The 25256-nt window shown below is 36.2% G+C and carries 26 protein-coding genes, 1 tRNA gene and 1 pseudogene; 15 read left to right on the forward strand and 13 right to left on the reverse strand.

Going from position 1 to position 25256, the window contains the following annotated elements:
* Window positions 1-6 precede the first annotated feature (6 nt).
* Window positions 7-249: a hypothetical protein gene (locus tag NIZ91_04140; protein USY55854.1), complete on the forward strand. Its 243-nt coding sequence runs from the start codon at window positions 7-9 to the stop codon at window positions 247-249.
* 63 nt (window positions 250-312) lie between these two features.
* On the opposite strand, the gene NIZ91_04145 is transcribed toward NIZ91_04140, so the two are convergent.
* Window positions 313-990 (reverse strand): DUF421 domain-containing protein, encoded by a 678-nt coding sequence (locus NIZ91_04145; GenBank protein ID USY57088.1) that lies wholly within the window; start codon window positions 988-990, stop codon window positions 313-315.
* A gap of 482 nt (window positions 991-1472) precedes the next feature.
* Between NIZ91_04145 and NIZ91_04150 the strand changes: the two genes are divergently transcribed.
* Genes NIZ91_04150 through NIZ91_04160 form a run of 3 tightly spaced genes read left to right on the forward strand, consistent with a single transcriptional unit; the run spans window position 1473 to window position 5408 of the window.
* Window positions 1473-3074 carry a spore germination protein gene (locus NIZ91_04150; GenBank protein USY55855.1) on the forward strand — a complete coding sequence of 534 codons (1602 nt, stop codon included), beginning with the start codon at window positions 1473-1475 and terminating at the stop codon, window positions 3072-3074.
* Window positions 3064-4275 (forward strand): Ger(x)C family spore germination protein, encoded by a 1212-nt coding sequence (locus NIZ91_04155; GenBank protein USY55856.1) that lies wholly within the window; start codon window positions 3064-3066, stop codon window positions 4273-4275. The genes NIZ91_04150 and NIZ91_04155 overlap by 11 nt, the downstream gene beginning before the upstream one ends.
* A 23-nt stretch (window positions 4276-4298) precedes the next feature.
* Window positions 4299-5408 (forward strand): spore germination protein, encoded by a 1110-nt coding sequence (locus NIZ91_04160; protein ID USY55857.1) that lies wholly within the window; start codon window positions 4299-4301, stop codon window positions 5406-5408.
* Window positions 5409-5485: 77 nt separating this feature from the next.
* On the opposite strand, the gene NIZ91_04165 is transcribed toward NIZ91_04160, so the two are convergent.
* The 4 genes from NIZ91_04165 to NIZ91_04180 all read right to left on the reverse strand — a co-directional run bounded on the left by NIZ91_04165 (window position 5486) and on the right by NIZ91_04180 (window position 7736).
* Window positions 5486-5908, reverse strand: a complete 423-nt coding sequence (locus tag NIZ91_04165; protein ID USY55858.1) for a GNAT family N-acetyltransferase — start codon at window positions 5906-5908, stop codon at window positions 5486-5488.
* Between the two features lie 6 nt (window positions 5909-5914).
* Window positions 5915-6427: a YjcG family protein gene (locus NIZ91_04170; protein ID USY55859.1), complete on the reverse strand. Its 513-nt coding sequence runs from the start codon at window positions 6425-6427 to the stop codon at window positions 5915-5917.
* 83 nt (window positions 6428-6510) lie between these two features.
* Window positions 6511-7236, reverse strand: a complete 726-nt coding sequence (locus tag NIZ91_04175) for an esterase family protein (GenBank protein ID USY55860.1) — start codon at window positions 7234-7236, stop codon at window positions 6511-6513.
* 98 nt (window positions 7237-7334) lie between these two features.
* Window positions 7335-7736, reverse strand: a complete 402-nt coding sequence (locus tag NIZ91_04180) for a hypothetical protein (GenBank protein ID USY55861.1) — start codon at window positions 7734-7736, stop codon at window positions 7335-7337.
* Between the two features lie 205 nt (window positions 7737-7941).
* Here NIZ91_04180 and NIZ91_04185 point away from each other — a divergent pair, with 205 nt between their 5' ends.
* Window positions 7942-8484 (forward strand): phosphatidylglycerophosphatase A, encoded by a 543-nt coding sequence (locus tag NIZ91_04185; GenBank protein ID USY55862.1) that lies wholly within the window; start codon window positions 7942-7944, stop codon window positions 8482-8484.
* Between the two features lie 43 nt (window positions 8485-8527).
* On the opposite strand, the gene NIZ91_04190 is transcribed toward NIZ91_04185, so the two are convergent.
* A complete protein-coding gene (locus NIZ91_04190) occupies window positions 8528-9001 on the reverse strand; it encodes a GNAT family N-acetyltransferase (protein ID USY55863.1) in 474 nt (157 codons plus the stop codon).
* 128 nt (window positions 9002-9129) lie between these two features.
* Window positions 9130-9975, reverse strand: coding sequence for a MurR/RpiR family transcriptional regulator (locus NIZ91_04195; GenBank protein USY55864.1), 846 nt, complete (start codon window positions 9973-9975; stop codon window positions 9130-9132).
* Window positions 9976-10123: 148 nt separating this feature from the next.
* Between NIZ91_04195 and gnd the strand changes: the two genes are divergently transcribed.
* The 4 genes from gnd (at window position 10124) to NIZ91_04215 (ending at window position 14806) form a co-directional block, all read left to right on the forward strand.
* Window positions 10124-11020: a decarboxylating 6-phosphogluconate dehydrogenase gene (gene gnd / locus NIZ91_04200; GenBank protein ID USY55865.1), complete on the forward strand. Its 897-nt coding sequence runs from the start codon at window positions 10124-10126 to the stop codon at window positions 11018-11020.
* A 21-nt stretch (window positions 11021-11041) separates the two neighbouring features.
* Window positions 11042-12583, forward strand: a complete 1542-nt coding sequence (gntK, locus tag NIZ91_04205) for a gluconokinase (GenBank protein USY55866.1) — start codon at window positions 11042-11044, stop codon at window positions 12581-12583.
* Window positions 12584-12823: 240 nt separating this feature from the next.
* Window positions 12824-14149 carry a GntP family permease gene (locus NIZ91_04210; GenBank protein ID USY55867.1) on the forward strand — a complete coding sequence of 442 codons (1326 nt, stop codon included), beginning with the start codon at window positions 12824-12826 and terminating at the stop codon, window positions 14147-14149.
* A gap of 75 nt (window positions 14150-14224) precedes the next feature.
* Entirely contained in the window at window positions 14225-14806 is a 582-nt protein-coding gene (locus NIZ91_04215; GenBank protein ID USY55868.1) for a DUF1349 domain-containing protein, read from the forward strand.
* Window positions 14807-14867: 61 nt separating this feature from the next.
* Here NIZ91_04215 and NIZ91_04220 read toward each other — a convergent pair whose 3' ends face one another.
* Window positions 14868-15629, reverse strand: coding sequence for an arylamine N-acetyltransferase (locus tag NIZ91_04220; protein USY55869.1), 762 nt, complete (start codon window positions 15627-15629; stop codon window positions 14868-14870).
* Window positions 15630-15734: 105 nt separating this feature from the next.
* Here NIZ91_04220 and NIZ91_04225 point away from each other — a divergent pair.
* A tRNA-Val gene (locus tag NIZ91_04225) sits at window positions 15735-15806 on the forward strand.
* Window positions 15807-15891: 85 nt separating this feature from the next.
* Here the strand turns inward: NIZ91_04225 and NIZ91_04230 are convergent.
* The 5 genes from NIZ91_04230 to NIZ91_04250 all read right to left on the reverse strand — a co-directional run bounded on the left by NIZ91_04230 (window position 15892) and on the right by NIZ91_04250 (window position 20776).
* Window positions 15892-17043, reverse strand: a complete 1152-nt coding sequence (locus NIZ91_04230; GenBank protein ID USY55870.1) for a site-specific integrase — start codon at window positions 17041-17043, stop codon at window positions 15892-15894.
* A 96-nt stretch (window positions 17044-17139) separates the two neighbouring features.
* On the reverse strand, window positions 17140-17340 hold the full coding sequence (locus NIZ91_04235; protein ID USY55871.1) for a helix-turn-helix domain-containing protein: 201 nt from the start codon (window positions 17338-17340) through the stop codon (window positions 17140-17142).
* 390 nt (window positions 17341-17730) lie between these two features.
* Window positions 17731-19206 (reverse strand): recombinase family protein, encoded by a 1476-nt coding sequence (locus tag NIZ91_04240; protein USY55872.1) that lies wholly within the window; start codon window positions 19204-19206, stop codon window positions 17731-17733.
* A complete protein-coding gene (locus NIZ91_04245; GenBank protein USY55873.1) occupies window positions 19203-20609 on the reverse strand; it encodes a recombinase family protein in 1407 nt (468 codons plus the stop codon). The genes NIZ91_04240 and NIZ91_04245 overlap by 4 nt, the downstream gene beginning before the upstream one ends.
* On the reverse strand, window positions 20606-20776 hold the full coding sequence (locus NIZ91_04250) for a hypothetical protein (GenBank protein ID USY55874.1): 171 nt from the start codon (window positions 20774-20776) through the stop codon (window positions 20606-20608). Before NIZ91_04250 ends, NIZ91_04245 begins: the two co-directional genes overlap by 4 nt.
* A gap of 1499 nt (window positions 20777-22275) precedes the next feature.
* On the opposite strand from NIZ91_04250, the gene NIZ91_04255 reads away from it, so the two are divergent.
* The 5 genes and pseudogenes from NIZ91_04255 (at window position 22276) to NIZ91_04275 (ending at window position 25247) form a co-directional block, all read left to right on the forward strand.
* Complete coding sequence (locus NIZ91_04255; protein ID USY55875.1) at window positions 22276-22734, forward strand: hypothetical protein; 459 nt, start codon at window positions 22276-22278, stop codon at window positions 22732-22734.
* A 378-nt stretch (window positions 22735-23112) separates the two neighbouring features.
* Complete coding sequence (locus tag NIZ91_04260) at window positions 23113-23505, forward strand: hypothetical protein (protein USY55876.1); 393 nt, start codon at window positions 23113-23115, stop codon at window positions 23503-23505.
* A 95-nt stretch (window positions 23506-23600) separates the two neighbouring features.
* Window positions 23601-23798 (forward strand): hypothetical protein, encoded by a 198-nt coding sequence (locus tag NIZ91_04265; GenBank protein ID USY55877.1) that lies wholly within the window; start codon window positions 23601-23603, stop codon window positions 23796-23798.
* A 64-nt stretch (window positions 23799-23862) separates the two neighbouring features.
* A pseudogene (locus tag NIZ91_04270) lies at window positions 23863-24160 on the forward strand (DDE-type integrase/transposase/recombinase).
* Between the two features lie 568 nt (window positions 24161-24728).
* A complete protein-coding gene (locus NIZ91_04275; protein USY55878.1) occupies window positions 24729-25247 on the forward strand; it encodes a sigma-70 family RNA polymerase sigma factor in 519 nt (172 codons plus the stop codon).
* The last annotated feature ends 9 nt before the right edge of the window (window positions 25248-25256 follow it).

Here is a 25256-nt window from a genome sequence, read left to right on the forward strand (position 1 = left end):
GAGGGTATGGGGTATATCTTACCTATTACGCCGTATCAATCGATTCAATATGCACAAAGAAGCCAGCTGAAAACCTACACTTTGCGAACCGTACAATCTGTCCAGCCAATCGTGAGCTTACAAAATAAGCGAAGCTCTACTTTACCTTTATCTTCTATGAACAACTATACGCACTATCGATCTAGGCAAGATCCGCAAGTAATTGAGCAAGATATTCCAAAAGGAACCTATATTAACGAAAAAGTCTAAATATTCTCGAGATGTTAATCTAAAAATAAAGAAGGCGATGCTTTTATTCTGTATTAACAAATGCTAATACTTTTGAATAAAGAGTTCATCGCCTTGTTGCCATTCTGCGTATAATACTTGTTTAACGCTAGGAATTCCTTGTTTTTCGATTTCTTGATGTAACCATTTTTCTGTAAAGCCTGACTCCGTTAAATTTTTAGTCAAAATGCGTCCGTCACTGATAAAGGCAATTGGAAGGGTAGGTTGTGTAACAGGTAATTGAAAGTCACCTTTAGTAGGAGCCGCATAGTCGGACTTTAATAAAACGCTCATTGTGCCGTCCGTTTCTAAGATAGCATATGCTACTTCGCGAATAGAAAAAGCGTTCTTAGAGCGGAGCATGTGCAACAATTGATCTACGTCTAATCGGTTACGCTGTAGTTCTCTGTAAGAAAGCTTGCCATTCCGAATAATAATGGAAGGTCGCCCTTCGAGAAACAAACGAAAAGGAATATTTTTTTGTGTAATAACTTCCGTAAAGTAAATGAGTGCACCCCAAACAGTTACAGCAAATGCAATCTTTCCAATCCCTATTTCAGAATCATACAGCGCGTTTCCGACCAATTCACCCAGCACAAGCGCTGAAATAAAGTCGAACGTTGTGAGTTGCGTAATGGTGGCGCGCCCCAGTAATTTCGTTAAAAAAAATAAGCAAACAAAGCCTACAAACAACTCTGAAGCAATTCTGATAAATTCCATTATTTCACCTTGTTTCCATCTTTGTTTATTAGTATGGAAAGATAAATGCTCTTTTATCCAATGAAATTTGACATGAAAAAGCTATGTATACAAAGAGGATTTTTGCTTGTATCTACATCAAAGCGTACCTACCTCTTTTTGCGTCTGTCCTTCCAGGAGAAATAAAATGCTTGGACAAAAAAAAGAAGGACAAGTAACCAAAGAGTAAAAGTTTCTCCAATGCCCATTAAGCGAAATGGACTTATAGCATTGTTTAGCGCCTCATGAACAGTGAATTGTTGAGAAATATCAATAACCAAGGAAAAGATTATTAAACAGCTTAACATTAGAAAAGCAACACCTATAATTTTCATCGCTTACACACTCCATTTAAGTAACCTTCCCTTTTTATCTCAATTTATAAAAAGATATAAAATGCAAAATTTCACATAAGAAATCCCTGTAAGGTTAAGATAATAGAAATAAAAAGAAAGGTGTTTCATTTCATGCCTTCGTTCTTTAAGAATCAAAAAAAACAAAAGAATTCGCATACGGCTAACGATTCTAATTCTTGCGTAGAATCTTCTCTAGAAGCAAACCGTCAGTACATCGCACGGAAAATGGGTGACAGTTCGGATATAATTGTTCGACATTTAAAATTAGGACTGAATTTGGAGATAGAAGTTGCAATTATTTATATAGAAGGAATTGTAGACAATCAATCTATTCAAGATTCTTTAATTGATTCTATAACCAAAAAGCCAAGCAAAACGAATATAACTGTAAATAATGCTTTAGATGTGATTTCGAAAAGTATCGTAACTACTGATGATTTATCGGTTATTAATAAGTGGGAAGATGTGTTTTTATCCTTAACAGCAGGTGACACAATTATACTTGTAGATGGAATAAATAAAGTGCTAAGCGCTAGTACTGCTGGGGGAGAAACTCGATCGATCTCTGAATCAACTACTGAAATGGTTGTTCGTGGGCCAAAAGCTGCATTTACAGAGTCTATAGGAGTAAACCTAGCAATGGTAAGGCGTATTATTAAGAGTCCTGATTTATGGACAGAGTCTTTGAAAATAGGCCGCATCACAAAAACAAAGGTTAATCTAATGTATATAAATGGCGTAGTGAAAGAAGAGATTGTTCAAGAAGTGCGCAGCCGGCTGAAAGAAATTGATATCGATAGTATTCTTGAATCAGGATATATTGAACAATTTATTGAAGATCAAACGTTGACGCCGTTTCCTACGGTTTATAATACGGAAAGACCAGATGTAGTAGCAGGAAATTTATTAGAAGGACGAATCGCTATATTTGTGGACGGAACGCCTTTTGTATTAATTGTTCCCGCTGTTTTTATACAGTTCTTTCAATCTCCAGAAGACTACTATGCTCGCTTTGATATTGCCACATCTATTCGTTTGTTGCGAGTCTTTATGTTTCTTATTTCGCTAACTGCTCCAGCAATCTATGTTGCTGCAACAACCTTTCACCAAGAAATGGTTCCCACAACGCTCATTGTAGCGATCGCAGCTCAGCGGGAAGCCGTGCCTTTTCCAGCATTTATTGAAGCACTTCTCATGGAATTAACTTTTGAAATTTTACGAGAAGCAGGGATTAGGTTACCAAAAGCAATTGGATCAGCCGTATCGATTGTAGGGGCACTTGTTATTGGCCAAGCAGCGGTACAAGCAAGTATTGTATCTCCTGCGATGGTTATTGTTGTTTCGATTACAGCTATAGCTAGCTTTGCTACTCCAGCTTTTGATATGGCTATTTCCGCTCGATTAATTCGTTTTCTATTTATGCTAGGTGCAGCAACGTTTGGTTTTTATGGGATCATCTTAGTTCTACTTTTAATGATTGTTCATCTTTGTAGTTTGCGTTCATTTGGTATTCCATACATGGCCCCGTTTGCACCTTTTATACCCTCAGAAAATCGAGATACAGTTATAAGATCGCCGTGGTGGAGCTTAAGGAAGCGTCCACGGCTAGTGAGTGATAATTCAGTTCGAGAAGAAAACGAAAAATCGGGTCCTCCTACAGGTCGAAATATGAAAAAAAACGTTTCTCAAGAGGGTGACAACAGTGAATCATAATAAGAGAATTTTTCTATTAATACTTATACTTTTTCTTTTAACAGGCTGTTGGAGCAAAAAAGAGTTAACCGACTTGGCACTCGTAGCGGCAATGGGTATTGATAAAACAGAAGATGGAAAATATGATGTAACACTTCAAATTATCAATCCTAGCAACGTAGCTGGAAGTTTTCAAGGAGGAGGAGGTTCTCAAAGTCCTCCTGTTACGATATATTCAGCTCAAGGTGATAATTTAGTTGAGGCAAGCAGGCGGGCTTCAACTAAAATTTCCAGAAGGTTATATTATGCTCATACAAACCTTGTTGTAATTGGGGAGAGGCTTGCAAAGGAAGATGGCGTAAACCTTTTAATTGATGCATTAGATAGAGATCCAGAATTCCGAATTACCTCTACCTTTACAATTGCAAGCGACTCAACAGCTGCAGCTCTTGTCAAAGCATTAACTCCTATTGACAAAATTCCAGCAAATAAAATTTTAAAGACCTTGGAATTTTCTCAAAGACGGTGGGGAGGAACGATAAAAGCATCAATCCAAGACGTGATGAAAGGTATTCATTCTCCTGGGAAGCAAACCATTGTTTCTGGATTTCGTATAGTTGGTAATGAAGAACAAGCACAAAGATTAGAGAATCTGGAGGAGAGTGCACCAAAAGCAACGCTCCGCGCTGCTGGAATTGCAGTTTTGAAGGAAGGGAAGTTAGTAGACTGGCTATACGGAGAAACAGCAAGAGGAACAGTATGGATTCTTGATAAGGTTCAAGGTACGGATATTAATATCGATTGGGAAGGCACTAAGGAAGCAATAGCTTACCAAACGGTTCGTCAAAAAACAAACGTATCTTCACAACTAAAAAGCGGTAAGCCTCATATGACTGTTCGTACTCGTGTGGAAGGAGAAATTGGTGCATTAAATGTACCAATCGATATAACGAATCCAAAGGTTATTAGAGAAATTGAAGAGGCGGTTGGGAAAGAAATTAAAAACGAACTAACGAAAAGCATTGAACATGCACAGAGCAAAAAAACGGACGTTTTTGGCTTTGGAGAAGTTGTGCATCGTACCAGTCCGAAAAAATGGAAGAAATTAGAGCCTGAGTGGAGCGATGCTTACTTTCCTGAACTAACTGTGGATGTGAAAGTAGAGGCCTATGTTCGTAGGGCAGGATTACGAAATAAATCGTTTCTTTCAGATGTAAAATAGAGATAAAAGGAGGTGCCAATGAAATGGAGAAAGCGAAAATTAGTGCTGTTCAGCTCTTTGTCTTAATGGTTCTTTTTCAAATGGGAAGTGCTTTGTTGGTACCTCTTGCAATGGATGCTAAGCAAGATGCGTGGTTAGTAATCTTGATGGGGATGATTGTAAGCTTTGTTCTCTTTTTAGTCTATCATAAAATTTATTGGTACTATCCAAATCTTTTACCTACAGAATACATGCAAGAAATTTTGGGGAAAGTGATTGGAACAGTAGTGGCATTTCTATACATTGTTTATTTTATGTATGATGCTGCAAGGGTTCTACGTGATTTTGGTGAAATGCTATTAACGTTTGCCTATCCAGATACGCCTCTATTTATAGCGAATGCTTTACTAATTCTTGTGATTATCTATATGGTTTACAATGGGATTGAAGTCATTGCTCGTTCAGGGGAACTGCTTTTTATCTTTATGTATATTCTTGCTGTTACAGGTTTTATCTTAATTGTAACGTCAGGTTTAATCGATACGACAAATTGGAAACCGGTGTTAGAAGAAGGGTTGTCTCCTCTTTTAAAAGTAGTATTTACAGAAACATTGTATTTTCCATTTGCAGAAGCTATTGTATTTACAATGATTTTGCCTTATTTAAATAACCCTAGACATGCTAAACGAACGTTGCTAGGGGCAACAGCACTAAGCGGAATTAATTTAACTATTACGATGCTGATTAACATAGGCGTACTAGGAGTAGATTTAACTTCTCGTTCGCAGTTTCCACTCCTGACTACTGTTCAAACCATACAGGTAGCCAACTTTTTAGAACGATTAGATGTCTTTTTTATGATTGCGATGGTAACAGGGATTTTTTTGAAAGTAAGCATTTTGTTTTACGCGGCTGTTATAGGTGCATCAAGTTTATTTAACGTTCAATCACCTTCACGCCTTGCCTATCCTTTTGGAATCATTATTCTATTCACATCAATCATGATTGCAAGCAATATTCAAGAGCATCTTGAAGAAGGCTTAAAGATAGTAATGAAGCTTTTACATATTCCTCTTTTTGTAGTTATTCCGCTTTTACTTCTTTTTGTAGCATTTTTACGAAATCGAAAGAAAAACTCTAGCAAAAACATTTGAAGTAATGCTGATGTAAATAAACAGCGCGCTGCTTGTAGGAAGCGCGCTGTTTGTTGTGACTATAAGAAAATATGTTTTTATAGCTTTTTAACCATTTCTACATGTGGGATACCGGCATCCATAAATTCACCTGACACCGTTACGTACCCGAGCTTTTCATAGAAGCCTTCGGCATGGGTTTGACCATGGAGCTTTAGCTTCGATAAGCCTTTATCCACGGCTAGGCTTTCCATTTTGTTCATGATAAGCTTGCCAACTCCAGCTTGTCGATGTGAAGGCATTACGCAAATACGCTCCATCTTGCCATAGCCATCCACTACGCGTAAGCGACCAGCCCCAACTGGTTTTCCCTCATCATACACAACAAGATGCGTTGCTTCTTCTTCGTACTGGTCGATTTCTTCTTCCACATCGACTTGTTGTTCTTCAACGAACACTTTTAGTCTTACATAGTAAGCATCTTCACGCTCGTCTTGTGTTGTTACTACTTTAATTTCCATAGGACTTTATTCCTTTCCAAATCTAAATGTTTCAAAGACCGTCCATGTATCGTTTTCTAATTGGTACATTAAGTGAAAGCGGTCGATAACTTCTTCGTGCGCAACGTCTACTAATTTAAGCTGACTGTATACATCTAGATGTTCATCATCTGAAAGTCTTTGCCCGATAGTGACATGTGGAATAAACGTATGTTCAGTCGGCTGTTCGAGTTGCCCTTCATGTAACATATTGTAAAGAGCCGTTAGTTCAGCTTTTTGTTCAACTTTTAAATAAATCACATTGTTCACAGGAGAGAATGAACTAACTTTGGTTACGTTTAGCGTAAATGGCTTAGCATCTTTTGCAACTTGACGAAGCTGAGTAGCAATATGCTCTATTTCAGTTTCTGAAGCTTCAAATACTTCTTTTACCGTTAAATGTGGTGCAATTAATGAATAATGAGGGTCGTAACGCTTTCGGTAAGAGTTCGCTACATCTTGCAGTTTTTTTGATGGAAAAAGAACAACGCCAAATTTCATAAAAAATCCCTCCAACATAAATGATTTAAAATATGTATATCATTTGTTTAGTATAACAAATTTTCCGACAATGTGACATCTTTCTAACGAAGCATCATTTCAAGTGAACGTTTAATATCTTTTTGCCAATATTTCCACGTATGATCGCCATCAAATTCATCGTAAAAGACAGCATAGCTTTTAGAATTCATTGCTTCATGAAGCTGTCGGTTCGGCTCTATAAAATTTAATACGCCGTCTTTTGTTGTTTTCACAGCTGTTTCTTGTGTGCCGATAACGTGATAAAAATCAAGCAGAGAAGGAGTTGAGAATTCATTTACGGCTTTTAGTACAGCTTCGTTCACAAACGGTGAGTGCATAATAACGTTGCCGAACGTGTTTGGGTACTGGATAGCTGTTAATAAAGAAACGGTAGCAGCCAACGAATCCCCGATAAGTGTGCGGGTTTTGCCCATCTGATAAGTAGGATACTTCTCATCAAGAAACGGAATAAGCTCATGAGCTAAAAAGCGAATATATGCTTCGTTCTGTGAGCCGTTTGGGTGATATTTTTCACGACGATCAGACGGATCCTTATAAGGGATACCAACAAAAATGGTGCGATCGATGGCCGATTCTTTCATAAGCTCATCAATTAAGCGAGGCGCTCGGCCGTACATGACATAATCTTTCCCATCTTGTGCGATAAGCAGTGAGTACTTATACAGCGTTGAATAGTTTGAAGGCAAATACACAAGTAGCGTCACGTCTTCTTGAAGTGACTCGCTGTAAAAAGATAGTTCCTCTAAATGACGTTTGCTTTCTGACATGATATCGACTCCTATACTGATAGTGAATGAAAACGCTACCTTTATTGTAGCATATTTATAAGTAAGTGGGATAAAGAGAAAGCCATCGTCTGAGCAATTTAGTCAGACAATGGCGTGAATTTCTTCAAAAGAGCTTTCTCTTCTTGATTATTTGGATCAATTTCTCGAACAATATACTCTTCTTCTTGTTCATTAATCACGACGTATTCGTCTTCATTTTTAATATAGCTGTAAACAGCGTTATTTGAGTAATAACCATTCACGTTATCTAAAATGACACCTTGAGTCTTTTTGTCGTATAAGCGATACGTGCCATCCTCATTAATGATGGAGTAGTGGTTTCCTGCGAAAAACGCAACTTCGTCTTTATTGCTGCTAAATCCTGAAATGAGCAAAAAGATAATTTGACTAATAAAAAACAGTGCTGTGATGACGATTGCAGCTAATAAAATAATTTTCCCAAGCCTTTTCGGCTTATATTCTTCTTCGTGTTGTGCCATGCTGGTGCGTAATCAATACCTAAAGGGATGATTTTACGCTGTCCCTCCTTTTTTGTTTCAATTAATAAAATGATTATACCAATTAATAAGCAGATTCGCATAATTGTGTATGGTAGAAGTCTTAGTGAAAAAGGGTTTTGAGTGGATGTGTAGAACTATTGAAGGTAAGTAGCATGTACATCATTAGACAAAGGAGAGGGAGAAGATGACATCCAAAAAAATCCCAACAAGTAAAGAAGTAACGGCAGCGACGCTGAGTTTATTGGAAGAAAGAGGCGTTTCAGTATTTGATATTGCAGAAATTGTGTATGATCTTCAGCTTCCTTACCACCCAGACTTAACCATTCAACAATGTGGAGAAAGCGTTGAGCGTGTCTTGCAAAAACGTGAAATTCAGCATGCGCTTTTAGTCGGTATTGAACTAGATAAATTAGCGGAACAAGGTAAGCTTTCAGAACCTCTTCAAAGTATTGTAGAGCAAGATGAAGGGCTATTCGGCATTGATGAAACCATTGCGTTAGGAGCAGTTCTTACATATGGAAGCATTGCTGTAACGACGTTTGGTTATCTAGATAAGGTAAAAGTAGGCGTAATTAAAAAGTTAGATTGTAAAAAAGAGAATGAGCATAAGGTTCATACATTCTTAGATGATTTAATTGCGAGCGTTGCTTCAAGCGCAGCAAGTCGCTTGGCTCACCGTCAGCGAGATGAACTAGAAAGCTACCAAGAATCTCTGGAGAAACGATAATTATTTCGTGAAAAAAGCGAGAATATGCATCTCGCTTTTTTTGTTAGAGTTTAGTAGAAAGAAGGTGACTAAGAGAGGTGAGTCCAAGGTTCTCGTAAAAGGATTTGGCTTTTTGGTTAAAAGCCCATACGGTTAGCTGCAGCTCACTTGCTCCTTTTTTACGCCCCCATTCTTTCGTTCGATGAAATAGCTTTTTTCCAATTCCGTAATTATGCCACTCTTTTCGAACACCAAAATATTGAATGTAGGCAGTGTACATGAAAGATTGATCGTCAACAGGAGGAGAATATTTTAGCTCAACAACGGAAGCACCGATGATACGACCGTTGTGTTCAGCGACTAGAATGTCAGTGGAGTTATAGTATAGGATGGCCTGATACTGTTCGAAAGAAACGACGACGTGGTCTGTGGTAAATAAAGAGGGTAAAGCGTGGGCGTGAAGCTCTAAAGATTCTTTTAAAACCGCATTAACGCCGTGATAGTCATTTATGCTTGCTGTTCGGTAGACGATTTCCATTTTTCGTTTCACCTGCTTTTTTATCAGTTTACGTTTGACTAATTAAAAGCCCACTTAGCGTGAATACTTATAGCATATGAAAAAAAAGAAGGAATGTTAAAAAGCCTGCGTTATCATATCACAGGCTTTTAAATGCGTGTTTCTGAGATGGCGTCTCGTACTCTTTCTAACGAGTGCTTTGCTTTCTCCTTATTCGCAATCATAATATTGACGTAAAGAGCATCAATTAAGCTAAGTTGGCCGATTCGAGAAGCGAGGGCTTCAGAACGATATTCCGTTTCCTCAGAGCTTGTATATAGGGCAACGTCTACATTTTGACTAAGAGGTGATTTTGGAAAGCCCGTGATTCCAATTGTTTTCGCACCGTGCTGCTTTGCCGTGTTCAAAATGTTTAACGTATCTTTATTTGTACCTGAATGGGAGATAATGACTGCGACATCATGTTTTGCTAGCTGTGATGCTGACATAAGCTGAAAGTGAGAGTCAATAAACGCAAACACTTCCGTACCCGTTCGAACAAATTTATGGTAAGCATCCATGGCGATAATAGCGGATCCTCCTGTACCGTAAAAGTAAACTTTTTTGGCTTGCTGCAGGAGGTTAGTTGCTTTTTCAATCGCTTCTTTGTCTAAAATTTGAAGCGTGTTTTCAAGCGTTCGAATATTTGAGCGGAAAATTTTTTCAGCAATGACGCGTTCATTATCATCCTCATTAATTTCTTCATGGATTTGCTGAATAGGCGTCATAATTTCAGCTGCTAAAGAAATCTTCATAGCTTGATAGCCTTTAAAGCCGATTCGTTTGCAAAAGCGAAAAACCGTCGCATCGGCAACGTTTAGGTTATCAGCAACTTCATTAATCGTGCTGTGAATAATATCTTCTGGGTGTTCTAAAATATAATTCGCGATTTTCTTTTCCTTATCGCTAAAGCGAGCATAATGAGATCGAATGTTTCCTAAGCAGTTTTGCGTCATAAACTAATTTCCTTTCAGAATATTTGTAAAGCTAGTATAGCATAGAATAATTAACGAAAAAAATTTTCTTGTAATCGTTTGCGGTCATGAAAAAAATTTCGTATAATAGTAAATAGACAAGAAATTTTTTTTCTGGAGGACATACATCATGAAATTAGGTTTAGTAGGTTTAGGAAAAATGGGTTACAATTTAGCATTAAATTTACGTGACCACAATCACAATGTCGTAGCATTCGACTTAAATAAGGAAGCAGTAACAAAAATGAATGGTGAAGGCGTAGAAGCGTTTGACTCATTAGAGCAAGTAATTGAAAAATTACCATCTCCAAAAGTTGTTTGGGTAATGGTTCCAGCAGGAGATGCAACAGAACAAACGTTAGCGCAGCTTAAGGGTTTATTAAATGAAGAAGACATTGTCATTGACGGAGGTAACTCTAACTATAAAGAATCTGTACGCCGTGGCAACGACCTGAAAGAAAAAGGTATTTTCTTCTTTGACGTAGGTACAAGCGGTGGTATGGAAGGTGCTCGAAACGGAGCATGTACAATGATTGGTGGAGATAAAGAAGTATTTGGCACAATCGAGCCATTATTCCAAGATATCTGTGTAGAAAACGGCTATTTATATGCTGGTGAATGCGGAAGCGGCCACTACTTAAAAATGGTTCATAATGGTATCGAATACGGCATGATGCAAGCAATTGCTGAAGGATTTGAAGTGCTTGAGAAAAGCCAATTCGACTACGATTATGAAAAGGTAGCGCGCGTTTGGAACAACGGATCAGTTATTCGTTCATGGTTAATGGAACTAACGGAGAATGCGTTCTCTAAAGATCCGAAATTAGATGAAATTAGAGGGGTTATGCAGTCGTCTGGTGAAGGAAAGTGGACGGTTGAAGAAGCGCTTGATTTACAAGCACCAACGCCTGTGATTGCACTATCCTTAATGATGCGCTACCGTTCATTAGAGGAAGATACGTTTACGGGGAAAGTAGTAGCAGCTCTTCGCAATGAGTTCGGAGGACATAGCACAGTTAAGAAATAATCAAACAAGGGGGAAAGCAGCATGAGCACCAAATATGCAATCGGAGTTGATATCGGTACAACAAGCACAAAGTCCGTTCTATTTTCAAAAGATGGAACGGCTCTTTCACGAAAGGGAATTGAGTATCCTTTATATGCACCCGTACCGGATGTAGCAGAGCAAGACCCGGAGGAAATCTTTCAAGCTGTCATTACAACGATTAAAGGTGTGATGAAGGAAAGCGATGTGAATCCGGAAGATATTCTTTGCGTATCGTTTAGCTCTGCGATGCACAGCGTCATCGCAGTAGATGAAAGCGGTAAGCCAATCACAAAGTGTATTACGTGGGCAGACAACAGAAGTGCGAAGTGGGCAGAAAAGATTAAGAATGAGTGGAACGGGCATGAGATTTATCTGCGTACGGGAACACCTATTCATCCAATGTCACCATTAGCAAAGCTGACTTGGCTATCTCATGAGCATACAGATATTGTGAAAAGAGCTCATAAATTCATTTCCATTAAAGAATATGTGTTTCATAAGCTGTTTGGCGAATACGTAGTGGATTATTCAATTGCATCAGCTACAGGTATGTTTAACTTAAAGAGCTTAAACTGGGATGAAGAAGCGTTAAAAGTAAGCGGCGTATCAGCTGAAAAGCTATCAAAGCCGGTATCAACGACGCATTGTATGAAAGGCTTAAATCCAGAGCTTGCAAACGAAATGAACCTTTTACCTACGACTTCATTTATTGTTGGAGCAAGTGACGGAGTGCTTTCAAACCTTGGTGTAAATGCAATCAAACCTGGAGTTGTAGCGGTAACAATTGGAACAAGCGGTGCCATTCGTACCGTAACGGATCGTCCGGTTGTAGATCCAAAAGGCCGTATTTTCTGCTATGCGTTAACAGAAAACCACTGGGTAATTGGTGGCCCGGTCAACAATGGTGGAATGATCTTCAGATGGGCAAAAGAGCAGCTGGGTGCAGCCGAAGTCGAAACGGCTAAGCGCTTAGGGAAAGATCCGTACGAAATGCTAACGGATATTGCAAACACGGTGAAGCCAGGAGCGGATGGCTTGCTGTTCCATCCTTATTTATCTGGAGAAAGAGCGCCGCTTTGGGATGCTAATGCTAGAGGTTCATTCATTGGCCTTGGCTTACATCATAAAAAAGAGCATATGATTCGTGCCGTACTAGAAGGTGTTATCTTTAACCTTTATACAGTTTTATTAGCACTTGAAGAGCTTATTGGTGAGCCCAAGCAAATTCAAGCAACAGGTGGGTTTGCTCGTTCACCGCTATGGCGTCAAATGATGGCTGATATCTTTAATCAAGACGTATCGGTGCCTGAAAGCTTTGAAAGCTCTTGTTTAGGAGCAATTATTTTAGGCATGTACGGTTTAGGAGAAGTCGATTCTCTTGAAGTTGTTTCCGATATGGTAGGAGCAACGCATCATCATAAGCCAATTAAAGAGAATGTTTCTATTTATGAAGAACTAACACCTATCTATATTCGCTTATCTCGTTTACTAGGTGAAGAATATGCGAATATCGCAAGCTTTCAAAAGAAACATGTGGAATAATAAAATCACAAAAAAAGTACCTTTTGGTACTTTTTTTACATTAAAATATTATTTTTTCGAAAATAAGGTTGAATTAAGAAAAATTTTTTCATATAATCTAAGTAATTGATGAAATCGTTTTCGGCTAAAAGGTAATTGAAAGCGATGACAAGTTTAATAGTTTGGAAGCTTACAAGGCTTCAATTTATTTAAATGAAAAAAGAAACCGATTACATATCAAACAAGAGAGGCGGAATGAACATGGATACTTATTTATTACTGATGACTTTAGCATCGATTGTAATCGTTATCATAGGGGTTTCAGTGTTTAAATGGCATGCATTTATTAGCTTAACAGTAGCCAGCATCTTCTTAGCGGTTACGTCAGGCTTGGAATTAGATCAAATTGTAAAAGCGTACGAAACAGGAGTGGGCAGTGTACTTGGACACTTAGTTGGAATTTTAGCTCTTGGAACCATCCTTGGTAAATTAATGGCGGACTCCGGAGCAGGTATGCAAGTGGCAGACTTTTTTGTTCGTTCGTTTGGTGCAAAGCGTTTACCGTGGGCGATGCTTATCGCAGGATTCATTATCGGAATTCCCGTTTTCTTTGAAGTTGGTATCTTAATTTTACTACCGCTCGTTATTTCAATTCATAAAACAACAAAACAAAATATCTTATTAATTGCTTTACCAGTTATCGCAGGGTTGTCGATTGTACACGGATTGGTACCACCCCATCCAGGTGCACTAGCTGCCATCAGCATTTATGATGCAAATCTTGGACGTGTTCTCTTATACTCATTAATCGTTGCCATTCCAGCAGCTATTATTGCGGGGCCAGTATACGCAAAATGGATTCATAAGCGCGTTGTTCCACAAGGTGAGCCAGAGCTTATTCGCGTAACAACTGTTTCAAAAGAATTACCTGGAACAGGGATTTCATTTTTTGTTATTTTATTACCAGTTTTACTCATGATTTTATCAGCGGTTGCGCCGTACTTACCGTTAGGAAGCAGCCTTGAAAAGCTTTTAGTCTTTATCGGTAGCCCGTTAATCGCACTATTGATTGCGTGTTTTGTCGCTTTCTATTTCTTAGGTATGAAGCAAGGGATGACAAAAGAAACAATTAAAAAGCTATCAGAAGAGTGCTTGCTGCCAGTTGGTTCAATTATTCTAATCATCGGTGCAGGTGGAGGATTTAAAGAAGTTCTAATTGAAAGCGGTGTAGGTACAACAATCGCTCAAATGTCAGAGAATCTTTCACTATCACCACTTGTTCTAGCGTTTATGATTGCAGGGTTAATTCGTATCGCAACCGGTTCAGCAACAGTAGCACTCACAACGGCCGCAGGAATTGTATCACCGGTTATCGAGCATATGTCAGGTGTAAATCTAGAACTTCTTGTTATTGCAACAGGCGCAGGTTCACTGATGTTCTCACACGTTAACGATGCAGGTTTCTGGATGGTAAAAGAATACCTAGGCTTAACGGTAAAAGAAACGTTCCAAACATGGACGGTACTTGAAACATTGCTTTCATTTATTGCGTTCGGTACGGTGCTTATCGTAAACCTAATTGTTTAATTTTGAAACGCTCTTTCTACATAGGAAGAGCGTTTTGTGCTACATTAGAGAAGTAAAGCATAAAGGGGGGAAAACATGCCACAGACGTTTCACGGAACAGAACTTTTAAAGGATTTCAAATGGTTTTCAGAGCCAATCCATTTCGAATTAAACGAGCAACATCTTGTCATCAAACCTGAGGCCAATACAGATTTCTGGCAGCGAACGCACTACGGTTTTCAAGTAGATAACGGTCACTTTCTTTATAAAGAAGTATCTGGAGATTTTCAGCTTACTACGAAAGTGCATACCAAGCCTGTGAACCGCTACGATCAAGCTGGATTAATGGTACGCGTCTCAAAGGATACGTGGATTAAATCATCCGTTGAGTACATTCCGAACGAAGCAAACAAGCTAGGAGCGGTTGTTACCAATAACGGCTACTCAGACTGGTCTACGCAGGATTTTGAAGAAGATCAGTCAGCTCTTTACTTTCGAATGAAGAAAGTAGGGCAAGACTACTCACTCTATTACTCTATTGACGGTGAGAAGTGGAAACAGTTAAGAATTGCGCATTTATTCACAGAAGAAGAGACTGTGCAAATCGGTATCTATGCATGCAGTCCGCAAGGAGAAGGATACGAGGCTTCGTTTGAATTTGTTGAAATTCAGCAATAAAAAAGCAGCGGGATGTTTAAAAGAGATATAACTCTTTTGCGTCCCGCTGCTTTTGCTTATCTTATGAAAAGCTGTCCATTAAAAATAAATAGAAGTGCTGTTGAAGAAGCATAGGAAGGTCTTCTTCCGCAATCGTTTCTTTCGTTTTCTGTCCATTTTCTGTAACGATGAGCGTCGAATCAGAAAGCGTTTTGCGTCCTTCCTTTGTGGCAATTGTAACTAAGCGCTTATGCGTAAAAGGCGACTCTGGTGACGTTTGATTAAACTCACACATCGGCGCAAACTCATGAAATTCTTTTGGCACTGTCGACACGCGGTGCAGCGTTTTCCATTGATTGTCTTCAAAGCGTTGAAGGTCATAGTGAGCTTCGTCTATTTGAAGCGCTCGGTATTCACCGCTAACGTCCTTAACAACCTCTCCAGAAAGCGGGACAGGTTTTCGAACTGAATCGCCAAAACCAACGTCCACCAGGTACGTTTCACCGTCTAGATAAACAAGATTCGTTGCGTGGCTGCCTTCAATCGTCCACGAACCGTCGGGCTTTTTCACCGTCGCTCCCACGTAGTGAGCATCATAGCCGATTTCACGAAGCAGCCAGCCAAACAAACCGTTTAGTTCATAGCAAAAACCCCCGCGAAGATTGATCACCACTTTTTCAAAAATGCGCTCAAGGTCCGTAACAATCGGCGTCTTGCTGATTACGTCCAGGTTCTCAAATGGAATATGAAGCATATGCTTTTCCTGCAAAAATGCCAGGTTCTCAAGCGTTGGCTCAGCGGGACGCTTAGCCAAAAAGCGAGTAAGGTAATATTGACTATTCAAAGGAACATCCTCCTTTAGTTGAAAGCGTTCTATATCCGATAAAGAAAGTATTGACAACTCATCAGATTCATCTCTATAATAATATCAATACATACATCATATTGCGACTTGTTAGCTCAGCGGGAGAGCACTTCCTTGACAGGGAAGGGGTCGGGGGTTCAAATCCCTCACAGGTCATTCTATTAAAAAGGCTGAAACCCTTGGTATATAAGGGTTTTGGCCTTTTTTGTGTTTTGTTGTTTCTTAATCATTTAGGTTGAATTTAGTGTTTGCTCACATTTTGCTCACGAGACTGTTCAAATGCTTTATGGAAGATATCCGCTACTTCATTATCTGCATTTGGAATGAGGTGAGCATATGTTTCTAATGTAATTTTAGGATTAGCGTGTCCTAAGCGAGCAGATACTCTCACAACATCTACACCTTCAGAAAGTAAGATGGAAGCGTGCGTATGACGTAAGTCGTGAAAGCGAATGGGTGTTACGTTGGCTTCTTTAATGATTCGCTTCATTACTCGTAATACGTTTCGCGGATCTTGAAAACTTCCCGTTTCTGTACAAATGACTAGACCTTGATCTGAAAAATATTCACCTAGTCGCTCTTTCCATTCTTCTTGTTTTTTCTGATGTAAACGTAACTCATTCACAATCATAGTAGTAATGGGAACAGAACGAATAGACTTTTTCGTTTTAGGTGTAGTTAGTACATATCCTTTACTAGGAATGTGAGAGAGTGAGCGTTGAACTTGAATCACTTTATTCTCAAAATCAATATCGCTCCATTTTAGTCCCAAGATTTCTCCTCGTCTCATTCCGGTGTGAATAGCGAGCAGAAAGGTAAGATAATGACGCTCGTTTTTACAACGTTGAAGAAAGAGATGGATTTCATCAAATGACCAAATCTTCATTTCTTCTTTTTTAACTGAAGGGGGATCAGCATTAATTACGGGATTATTGGGGAGCTTCCCCCATTTAATTGCTTGGTTAAAAGATTGATTAAGCATTTGATGAATCTTACGAATCGTACTGGTGCTGTATCCTTGTTCAAGTTTCAAATTATAAAAAGCGTCAATATCTTGTGTTGTAATCTTGGCTAGTTCTTTGTTTGAAAATGGATTTTCTTTGATTAAGTGTTTATCCATTAAATATTTTCTACTAGAAACAGTAGTATCTTTTATGCGTTTTTGGTAATGTGTAAACCAATTTTCTAAGTAAGAAGAGAAGGTTTCTTTACTTGGTTCAACATATCGATTTTCATCCAGCTCAGTGAGAATCTTACGGAGAGCGGCTTGTGCATCTTTTTGACGTGTAAAGCCGCCTTTGACTTTTTGTTTCCGCCTACCGGTAAGTGGATCTCTACCTATATCTACTGTATATGTCCAAGTGTTTCCTCTCTTTTTGACACTACCTTTCATCTAGTTGCTAACCTCCGTATGTCTATAATTATGTGCAGACAAAGGAAAGCAAGTGGTCTAATATCATTTTGGCCACTTGCTTTTCTTTTTATAAGTTTATAAGCCGCTTACTTGTTGTTGCTGTTTAAGCCAATTAAAGAATTCATCTTTTCGTACTCTTTTGTTTCTACCAATTCGAATTAATGGAAAGGAAGTTTGCTCCATTAATTCATACGCAGTTGGCTTAGAAATCGTTAAGATTTCTGCAATATGTACAGCTGTTAAAATAAAAGGATAATCTTCAATAGTTTTATGCATAGCTTTTACACGTCCTTAAAATAATAGTTTTAAAATTTGATGTATGTAGGGTTAAAATCCATAAAAGGATAATGAAGTTTACTATTAGGTATACAGAATCTTAAAATTTCAAAAGAGTTATTTATCATATGAAATATAAATTAAAGCATTTAAATTAATAAGCAGTGGTTTTATCTAAATAGGTATAAACTTCGGTATCTCGTCTATACTGATAATAATTGTCTATGGTTAACCTAAGCTGGTATACCAGTTCGGTTCAAAATCGAAGAATTGTCCGCGAAAAGCCGTTGTTAAAAAGGGATTTCTAGATACTACATTATAAGTTGAAATCCCTTAAAAATCCTTTTCGGCTCTTTAACAGCTGTGTTCTTAAAATTGTCGATTATTAACCTACGGATTACTCTTTTCTTTAGAATTTTCTAGGAAATCAAAGATATTATCTTTATACTGAACAACAGGTTTCTGATTAGTTGAAACAAGAATAAAGTCAACAAAGTATAAAATCATAAGTCGTTGTTCAAGTGGTTGTAAATAATGTTCTAAAACGTTATCAAACCTTGTGAAAAAATGATCGGATTCAACTGCTAGATAATAACTTTCTAAAGCAGTTAGTTTTTGTTGATAAGTAGATGCCAAAGTTTCATTATGAACAATCATATCTACAATATGTAACTCTAACTCCCGTTCTTTTAGGGTTTGTGCTTGTTCTAGTTTCTTTGAGAGAACATGGGCCATGTTCTTAGCTTCTTCAATCACACCTTTCAGGCTAACTTTAATTTTGCTAAGTGTAGCTAAAGTCATCTTTTTATTCTCTTTTGATAAAGCAAGCCGCTGAATATGTTTGAAAACTAAAGGAACTAAGTGCTTATGAACCTCTTTAATTGCTACTTTGTACGAACAATTTTCACAAACATAGTAATGGTAATGGTATGTAACACCATTATGCTTTGTAGAACCGTTTTGATTAATCATAGGTTGTTGACAGTGTCTGCATCTAATTTTATTAAGAAATAAAAAGTGTGTATTTAACCTACCGAACTCTTTTTGAAGTTGTTTATTGTACGAGTGTAGTTGAAGTTCAAATTGGTTCATTAATGGTTCATGAGACTCTTTAAATGTAAACGTTTCTTGTTCACTCTTTCCTTTGCGCACATGCCAAGTCAAGTTTCCTGTATAAACGGAATTACCTAAAATTTTCTCTACCGTACTTGGTGGCCATAGTTTTCCTGTAGGAGAAGGAATTCTTGCTTCATTTAAAAGAAGAGCGATGTTTTTAAATGAATGTCCCCAAGTGTACAAAAATGAAATAAATGAAACAATCTCAGCGTTCTGGTTAGGTATAAGCTTTTTATTAACCTGCTTATATCCATAAGGTACAGTCGCTCCAGGGCGGACCGGATTTTCTTTTTGAAGTTCCGCTTTCAAATTACTTAACGCACGTTCAGACTTAATTTCTGATTCATGTTGAAACAATAAGAACTTTATTTTCATATCGAGACTGTCTGGGTTAACTGGTTCATTTGAGTGTGTCGTATATACTTGAAGGTTAGGTAAATAATCTAGCAATGGCTGATAGAATTCAGTTGTAAAAGAATAACCTGTTCGATCCATACGAGAAACATCGTGAAAAATAACAATTGAAATATTTAGCTCAATCATCTTTTCTTTTAAAAGCATTAATTGTTTTCTTTGCTTAGCTGATTTAGAATAAGCACTAGTAGCTTCTTCAATAAAGATAAACTCTTCTGGCACAACTAAATGATTTCGTTTTGCAAACTCCTGTATGTGTTGCTTTTGGATTTCTACGCTATTGTTGTCCAATTGTTTATAAGAAGACCGTCGAATATATGCAAATGCAATCTTCATTGTAAATCACTCCCTTCAAAAGTATAATTTGGTTCTAAATGAGACAGGTAGTCAAACTTATTCAGTGTAATGACAATTTTTTCTGGATAAATGTCTAACCTTTTAATAAGCATACTAACTAACAAAGCAAAGTTTTTCTCTTTAGAATTGGTTAAATAGTTCTTTGTTAAGTTACTTAACTCTTTATTTTCTAAAAGCAATTCTTCTTTTTCAGTAATGTTCTTTAAAAGTTGTTGCTCATAATCTTCAAGCTTTAATAATTCATTATAAGAAGGATTTAATTTCCAACCGACTAAATCATCATTTTCTAAGATAATTGCTTGACGAATTTGTTCTTTCCTTTTAGAAATTGCTTCTAGGTCTTTTTGAACAAGCATGCGAATTTGATTAATGTAAGTACGAGAGTCTCTAAGCAGTTTATCTGTATCCAGTCCTTCAATTGCCTTACTTAACGTTGCACTCACTACAGAGAATAGATCTCTAGACGGTAGAAGAATTTTTGAGTGGTTTGATTTCTTTGAGCAGGAGTACCAAGCTTTATTCTCTAGGATGCTAAAATCAAACTTCATTAACTTGTTGCATTTACTACAATACGGTTGAAATAAATGTTCTCGCTCTAGTGCCACTTTTTTATGCGAATACGTAGAAATGATTACATTTTTAGTTAGTAAATTTTTAAAATCTTCTAATGACAGATAAGGTTCAACATGTGGAAGTTTATTTTCGTTATCACTAATATCATAGCCCGCATAGAATGGATCCACTGCCATTTCAAGAAGTTTCTCAGGAGTTTTTTTGAATAACTTTTTATAATGTCTTAACAACTTATCTAGTTGTGTGATAGTTTCTACCTTTCTAAGTACGTTAAAGAATTCTAAAATAGTATCTTCTTTCTCCGGATTTTTTTTATATGTTCGGTCTTCTTTGTTTTTAATGTATCCAAACTTTTTTCCTGGAAACCGCCTTCGTGCTTCGGCATTTCTTTTAGTAATATTTTCTCCTTCAAGATTATTAACTATGCTCATTACACCTTCAATTAAAGTGTTATTTGAAGCCTCTTGATGACCAGTTGAAGTAAAAATGATTTTTACATTATGTTTCTTACACAAGTCTATAAAGAAAACACCTTCGTAGTGTTTTCGAAAAAGTCGAGAGCGGTCAAAAACATACACTACTTCAACTTTATTATTCTCAATCAATTTTATTAGCTTTTGTATCTTAGGACGTTGCGCAATATATAGTTTATTTGCTGAAACGCCATATTCATTAATAATAATGATCTCTTTTGAAGAATATTGCTGACGATATGGAGCATCTGCTGTTTCTTGCATACTAGGGTCTTGACTCATCGTACTAATACGCCTCAAAAATACTTTGTATTTATAGTAGCTTTGTAAGTTCATCTTTCTTTTTTCCTTTCATTATGATTGATTTGATGCAATAACTTTGGCTGTAAGCGAGGGGGAACATCTAGTTGTTCAAAGATAATACGTTGAACCAGGTGTTGGATCCACAAATTTGTTACGCTATTTACTTCTGAATCTGTTTGTAGCTGAATTTTTTTTCGCATAAAATACACCTCCGCCTATCAGCTTTGACGGAAATAGGTGTATTTTATACAAGATAAATTCTTATTTAGTCTTAAACTCCAATTCAAATTCAAGTTGAATAGGTTCAGGCTTTTCTAAGCAGTTAATAAATACCGTAACTTTCCCTTGTTGCTGTCCAGGGAATAATTTATCGTTGTCTTTCTCCATTTTGTTTCCTCCAAGTTTGTAATTGAATGAACTTATTTAGTAAGAAAGGAGATAGATATCCTTTTGCACAGAGCTCTTTTAATCGCTTCATTATTTCAGGAGTTAATATTTCATTAGGTTGATTTGTATTAGGATTCAAGTGGAACACTCCTTGAAATAGTTTATTTTTGTGGAGCAGAATTATCTAACTATGAACCTAGAAGCTTATTCTGTCACCACAGCGTTTTGATTAACGGTTTTACCTTGATACCTTCTTCAATTAAGGGAAAATGTTACATAAAAGTTAGATACATCATCTCCTTGTCTAGCAATTGAAAATTTCATCAGCATTATATTTCTTAATTTTTTAAGAAAACAAGGGGAGAGAGCAGAAATGTTGAAAATTCTTCAAAAAGATTTGTGATTGCCCGAAAATCCTGTAGAAAAGAAAGCGCGACTAGCCTCAAAGCTGTTTCTATATATGCTAATTGAAAATTTCATCGACATTATATTCTTCAGATTTTTAAAGAAACAAGAGGAGAGAATAGAAAAATAAATTTTTTTGAAAAAATTTGTGAGCCCTTGGATATCCTTGAAGTAATGGGCACAGCGGCTAGAGAAACTAGCTTTTTTATAAAAAAGCACGCTTAGTCCCAAACACTTATTTTCTATATAATGGTTGGGAATTTCACCAGCATTATATTCTTTAGGTTTTCAAGGAAACAAGGGATGAGGGTAGAAAAGTAAACTTTTTTCAAAAAGATTTATTGTCGCCTGGTTATCCTTGATGCAATGAACACAGAAGCTAGCTTGTGTATAAAAGAAAGTGTCGCTAGACTTAAAGCTGTTACTTTATGTGCTGGTTGAAAATTTTATCGACATTATATTCCTTAGATTTTTAAGGAAACAAGGGACAAGGATAGAAAAATAGAACTTTTTTAAAAAATATTTTCTGGTGTGCTAATATTAGGGATTTAACAGGCGAAGCTGCTATAGACAACATTCCTTTAAAAGAAAGACTGCCTCTAAAAAAGCGCTGAAAATGAAAGGAATCATATCTTAAACGTTGTAGCATCTTAATATAAGAAATATAAATCCAATCAACAGTAGTGACTATATTTTATGAAAAATAAAGTTTTTTCATCTTCTTTTTAATTTGTATTTATAATGGAGCTAGCTATTTAGCTAATTTTGAGAGGTTAATAGGATAAATAGTAGTTATTTATAAAGGGATAATAACTTTATATTGCAAAAATTTTAAGACTGGTTTTCAAATTCAAACATATCGACTTTTATTAGGTGTTTTAAAAAGCACCGAAGGGAGAAATTCAATTTGAACAGAAGGGAAATTCTAAACAAAATTAATAACAGCCCACTGTATGAGTATCATATTGCGGAAGTTCCTCATCGAGGTGAAATGCTGTTATTTTACTTAAAGGAAGACTTAGAAAGGAACTCTAAAATTAATTTTCATGAGAAAGCAGTGGATCTAATTTATAGCGCTGCAGATATCTATGATGTAACACTAGTAGAATGGTCTAAATGTAGGGCCTTTTCTTACTATAAAAAAGGTAGGATAGTAAGCATAGGATTAGAAGACTTTGATATTTTTGCTAGGAGATTACCTGAGAAGTTAGCGGATGATTTCGTAGAGTTTACTTTTTCGATAAAAGCCCTAAGAACAAAAGACTTAGAGGAGATAATTAACATTAGGTGTTTTGAAGATTTAATTAACTATGTTGTAAGTTTACTGTATACAAGATCTATAAAGACATGTGGTTGGTTTGATTAAACGGTTTATTTGTAAAAGTTAAGTGCATTTCAAATAGAAATAGCGGTCTTTAGTTTTAGTGCAAAGTTGTAAATTGCTTTACAAGTGATTGATGTATTGAATTTAATCACCTTAGCATGTTAATAGAAATATTTAATAAATATAAAAAATGTTTTTTAACAGTTATGAAACATTTTAAAAGTCAACATTGTTACTATAGTAGATATACTTACAAAAATAGTTAATAATAGACTTGAGGAATTTTATTAATTAATTGGAGGAGTGAAACTAGGAATTAGTCTGACACCTTTAACTTAATAATTGGACACATAAGATCCATAAAATGTAACTCTAATTATTTAATTAAACTTGAATTTTAATATGTTAGGAGCATGATTTATGCCGAAGTTAGGGGACTGTTTTATTACAACTCTGAAAAAACCCCATTTAGAATGGGGATCACACCGACATACAAGTACTAGAGGTATTATATATGGAGAGGGTTATCTTCAAATCCCAAAATCTGAAGCCAAAAAGATTGGAATTTATAATAGTAATGATTCTAGTGCTATTCATATTTTTAATTGTAATTCTGTAGATGGATTCTTAAAAAATGTAAAGCTTAAGGCTTCAGGTTCAAGTACAGCAGGTGACATTTATGCTAAGCAATTTCAAGGCAATGGTAACCTACAGTTAATTGGTGATTGGTACAATTACGTAAACGCTCAAATAGGTGATAAAATAAAGGTTACTTGGACCAGTGAATTTGATATTGAAATCGAAAAAATTTAATATGGTGACTTTGCGACTTAAAAATAGTATAAAAACTATTAAACGAAATTTAGCTCAGATAAATGAATCTAATATACATATAGGAGGATATTAACATGAATGGTATTTTAGGAGCAGTAGGCAAGGTTCTGGTTGAATTACAGGAAAACGGAACAGCAATTATTGAAAAAACTGATGAGTTATATGTAGATGAAATTATCTATTATGTTGAGGAAACTTTAAAAGGAGTAAAAGCGGCTTATCAAATCGAAGTATTGCAACCAGAAGTATTAAGCAAAATTACACTACAATAAAACAGTATAAATAACTCACTAATAAAGACAATAAATACAATTATATAACGCAGTTGATTGCTATGGAAGTACGATTGATTTTTACCTAAGCAAAACAACAGATCATAAGGCTACAAAGCATTTCTTCAGGAAAGCTTTGCGGTCTTTTCATGTTTCTAAGATAAGTATTATAACAATAGATAAAAACAGGCTATCTTGTAACGATTAAAGACTTAAAAGAAGAGAAACGTATAACTGAAGGCACTCTAATGAGACAAGTTAAATATCTCAATAATATTGTAGAATAGGATTATAGTCTTATAAAGAAGGGAGCGCGCTCGTTCATAGGATTGAAATTATTTCGTACAACTACTTACATACTGAATAGCATATAAGCATTCATCCATAAATCATTTGGATTATTTTCATAAGTTAGCGATTTAAAGGAAACTCACACTTTATGTGTTTTACACCATAATCGTTTGTTTTTAGGGCATTAAGTAAAGTTAAAGGAAATGAAAATCATTGTAGTCATTCGTTCCAAAAACTTCTCAATAACATTATGGCCAACTTTTAATTGAACATATCCACTTATTCCACGAAAAGCCATAAATATAAGAATACTTGAACATCGTAAAGGAAACCTCTTCAAATAAAGTAATAATGCGAATTTTTGTCCACAACTCCAAAATTTAAAACAAGTAAACAATATCTGAGATATAAAAATAGCAGGAAATTTAGATAAATAAAAGTAATATATAATTAAAAATATTAAAGATAAGCACTTTACTTTAACTTCAATATTCTACTTTCAGCTAATACTTTTGCTTTATCCTATTTCTATTAGAGAAACTCTTGCTAAATTAATTTTTAAGTGAAAAAATTTATTTCACACAACAAACTGTTTCCGTTATTTGTATATAGAGTAGTTAAGTGTAAAAGGAGGTTAGTATGAATCTGGATAAAGAGTCGAAATTATGGAATGATCTGGCGGCGCTTTGTAGTTCTTATAGTACGGAAGCATTAAAGGAGGCTAATAAAATAATAAAAGATGAATTTTTAGCAATGGATATTGTTCAAGATTCAATAGTTAAGGTACTTGAAAACTTGCATAGTTATGATGAAACACGGCCGTTCTGGCCATGGTATAAAACAATTGTCAAAAGAATTGCTTGCAATATGTTTAATAAAAAGAAGAGGGAGATTCCGAAGGATAGCATTGAAGACACAAAGTTTTCTCAAATTGATCCTTTTAAAGACAGTAATACTCATTTGATAAATGAAGAGTTCTGGAAAGTCATAAAAATCTCACTTACAGAAAAACAATATTTAATGATTTTCCATCGTTATAAAGGTAGTATGGAATACCAACAAATTGCTGAATGTCTAGATGTAGCTGTTGGTACAGTTAAACGTGGTTTGTTTGACTCCCATCGAAAATTGAAGACAGTGTTTAACAAAAATCCATGAGGAAGTGAT

The organism is Bacillus sp. 1780r2a1 (assembly GCA_024134725.1).
GTDB classification, from domain to species: Bacteria; Bacillota; Bacilli; order Bacillales; family Bacillaceae_H; genus Priestia; species Priestia aryabhattai_A.

Coding starts and splice junctions, on each gene's coding strand:
- NIZ91_04170 (USY55859.1), bottom strand. CDS start 6,427: ATGAAATTTGGCGTTGTTCTTTTTCCATCAAAAAAACTGCAAGATGTA.
- NIZ91_04190 (USY55863.1), bottom strand. CDS start 9,001: ATGGAAATCGTCTACCGAACAGCAAGCATAAATGACTATCACGGCGTT.
- NIZ91_04230 (USY55870.1), bottom strand. CDS start 17,043: ATGAAAGGTAGTGTCAAAAAGAGAGGAAACACTTGGACATATACAGTA.
- NIZ91_04165 (USY55858.1), bottom strand. CDS start 5,908: ATGGAAATTAAAGTAGTAACAACACAAGACGAGCGTGAAGATGCTTAC.
- NIZ91_04260 (USY55876.1), top strand. CDS start 23,113: ATGCCGAAGTTAGGGGACTGTTTTATTACAACTCTGAAAAAACCCCAT.
- NIZ91_04180 (USY55861.1), bottom strand. CDS start 7,736: ATGGCACAACACGAAGAAGAATATAAGCCGAAAAGGCTTGGGAAAATT.
- NIZ91_04215 (USY55868.1), top strand. CDS start 14,225: ATGCCACAGACGTTTCACGGAACAGAACTTTTAAAGGATTTCAAATGG.
- NIZ91_04240 (USY55872.1), bottom strand. CDS start 19,206: ATGAAGATTGCATTTGCATATATTCGACGGTCTTCTTATAAACAATTG.
- NIZ91_04265 (USY55877.1), top strand. CDS start 23,601: ATGAATGGTATTTTAGGAGCAGTAGGCAAGGTTCTGGTTGAATTACAG.
- NIZ91_04275 (USY55878.1), top strand. CDS start 24,729: ATGAATCTGGATAAAGAGTCGAAATTATGGAATGATCTGGCGGCGCTT.
- NIZ91_04195 (USY55864.1), bottom strand. CDS start 9,975: ATGACGCAAAACTGCTTAGGAAACATTCGATCTCATTATGCTCGCTTT.
- NIZ91_04245 (USY55873.1), bottom strand. CDS start 20,609: ATGAACTTACAAAGCTACTATAAATACAAAGTATTTTTGAGGCGTATT.
- NIZ91_04160 (USY55857.1), top strand. CDS start 4,299: ATGGAGAAAGCGAAAATTAGTGCTGTTCAGCTCTTTGTCTTAATGGTT.
- gnd (USY55865.1), top strand. CDS start 10,124: ATGAAATTAGGTTTAGTAGGTTTAGGAAAAATGGGTTACAATTTAGCA.
- NIZ91_04210 (USY55867.1), top strand. CDS start 12,824: ATGGATACTTATTTATTACTGATGACTTTAGCATCGATTGTAATCGTT.
- NIZ91_04235 (USY55871.1), bottom strand. CDS start 17,340: ATGCATAAAACTATTGAAGATTATCCTTTTATTTTAACAGCTGTACAT.
- gntK (USY55866.1), top strand. CDS start 11,042: ATGAGCACCAAATATGCAATCGGAGTTGATATCGGTACAACAAGCACA.
- NIZ91_04175 (USY55860.1), bottom strand. CDS start 7,236: ATGTCAGAAAGCAAACGTCATTTAGAGGAACTATCTTTTTACAGCGAG.
- NIZ91_04185 (USY55862.1), top strand. CDS start 7,942: ATGACATCCAAAAAAATCCCAACAAGTAAAGAAGTAACGGCAGCGACG.
- NIZ91_04250 (USY55874.1), bottom strand. CDS start 20,776: ATGCGAAAAAAAATTCAGCTACAAACAGATTCAGAAGTAAATAGCGTA.
- NIZ91_04150 (USY55855.1), top strand. CDS start 1,473: ATGCCTTCGTTCTTTAAGAATCAAAAAAAACAAAAGAATTCGCATACG.
- NIZ91_04140 (USY55854.1), top strand. CDS start 7: ATGGGGTATATCTTACCTATTACGCCGTATCAATCGATTCAATATGCA.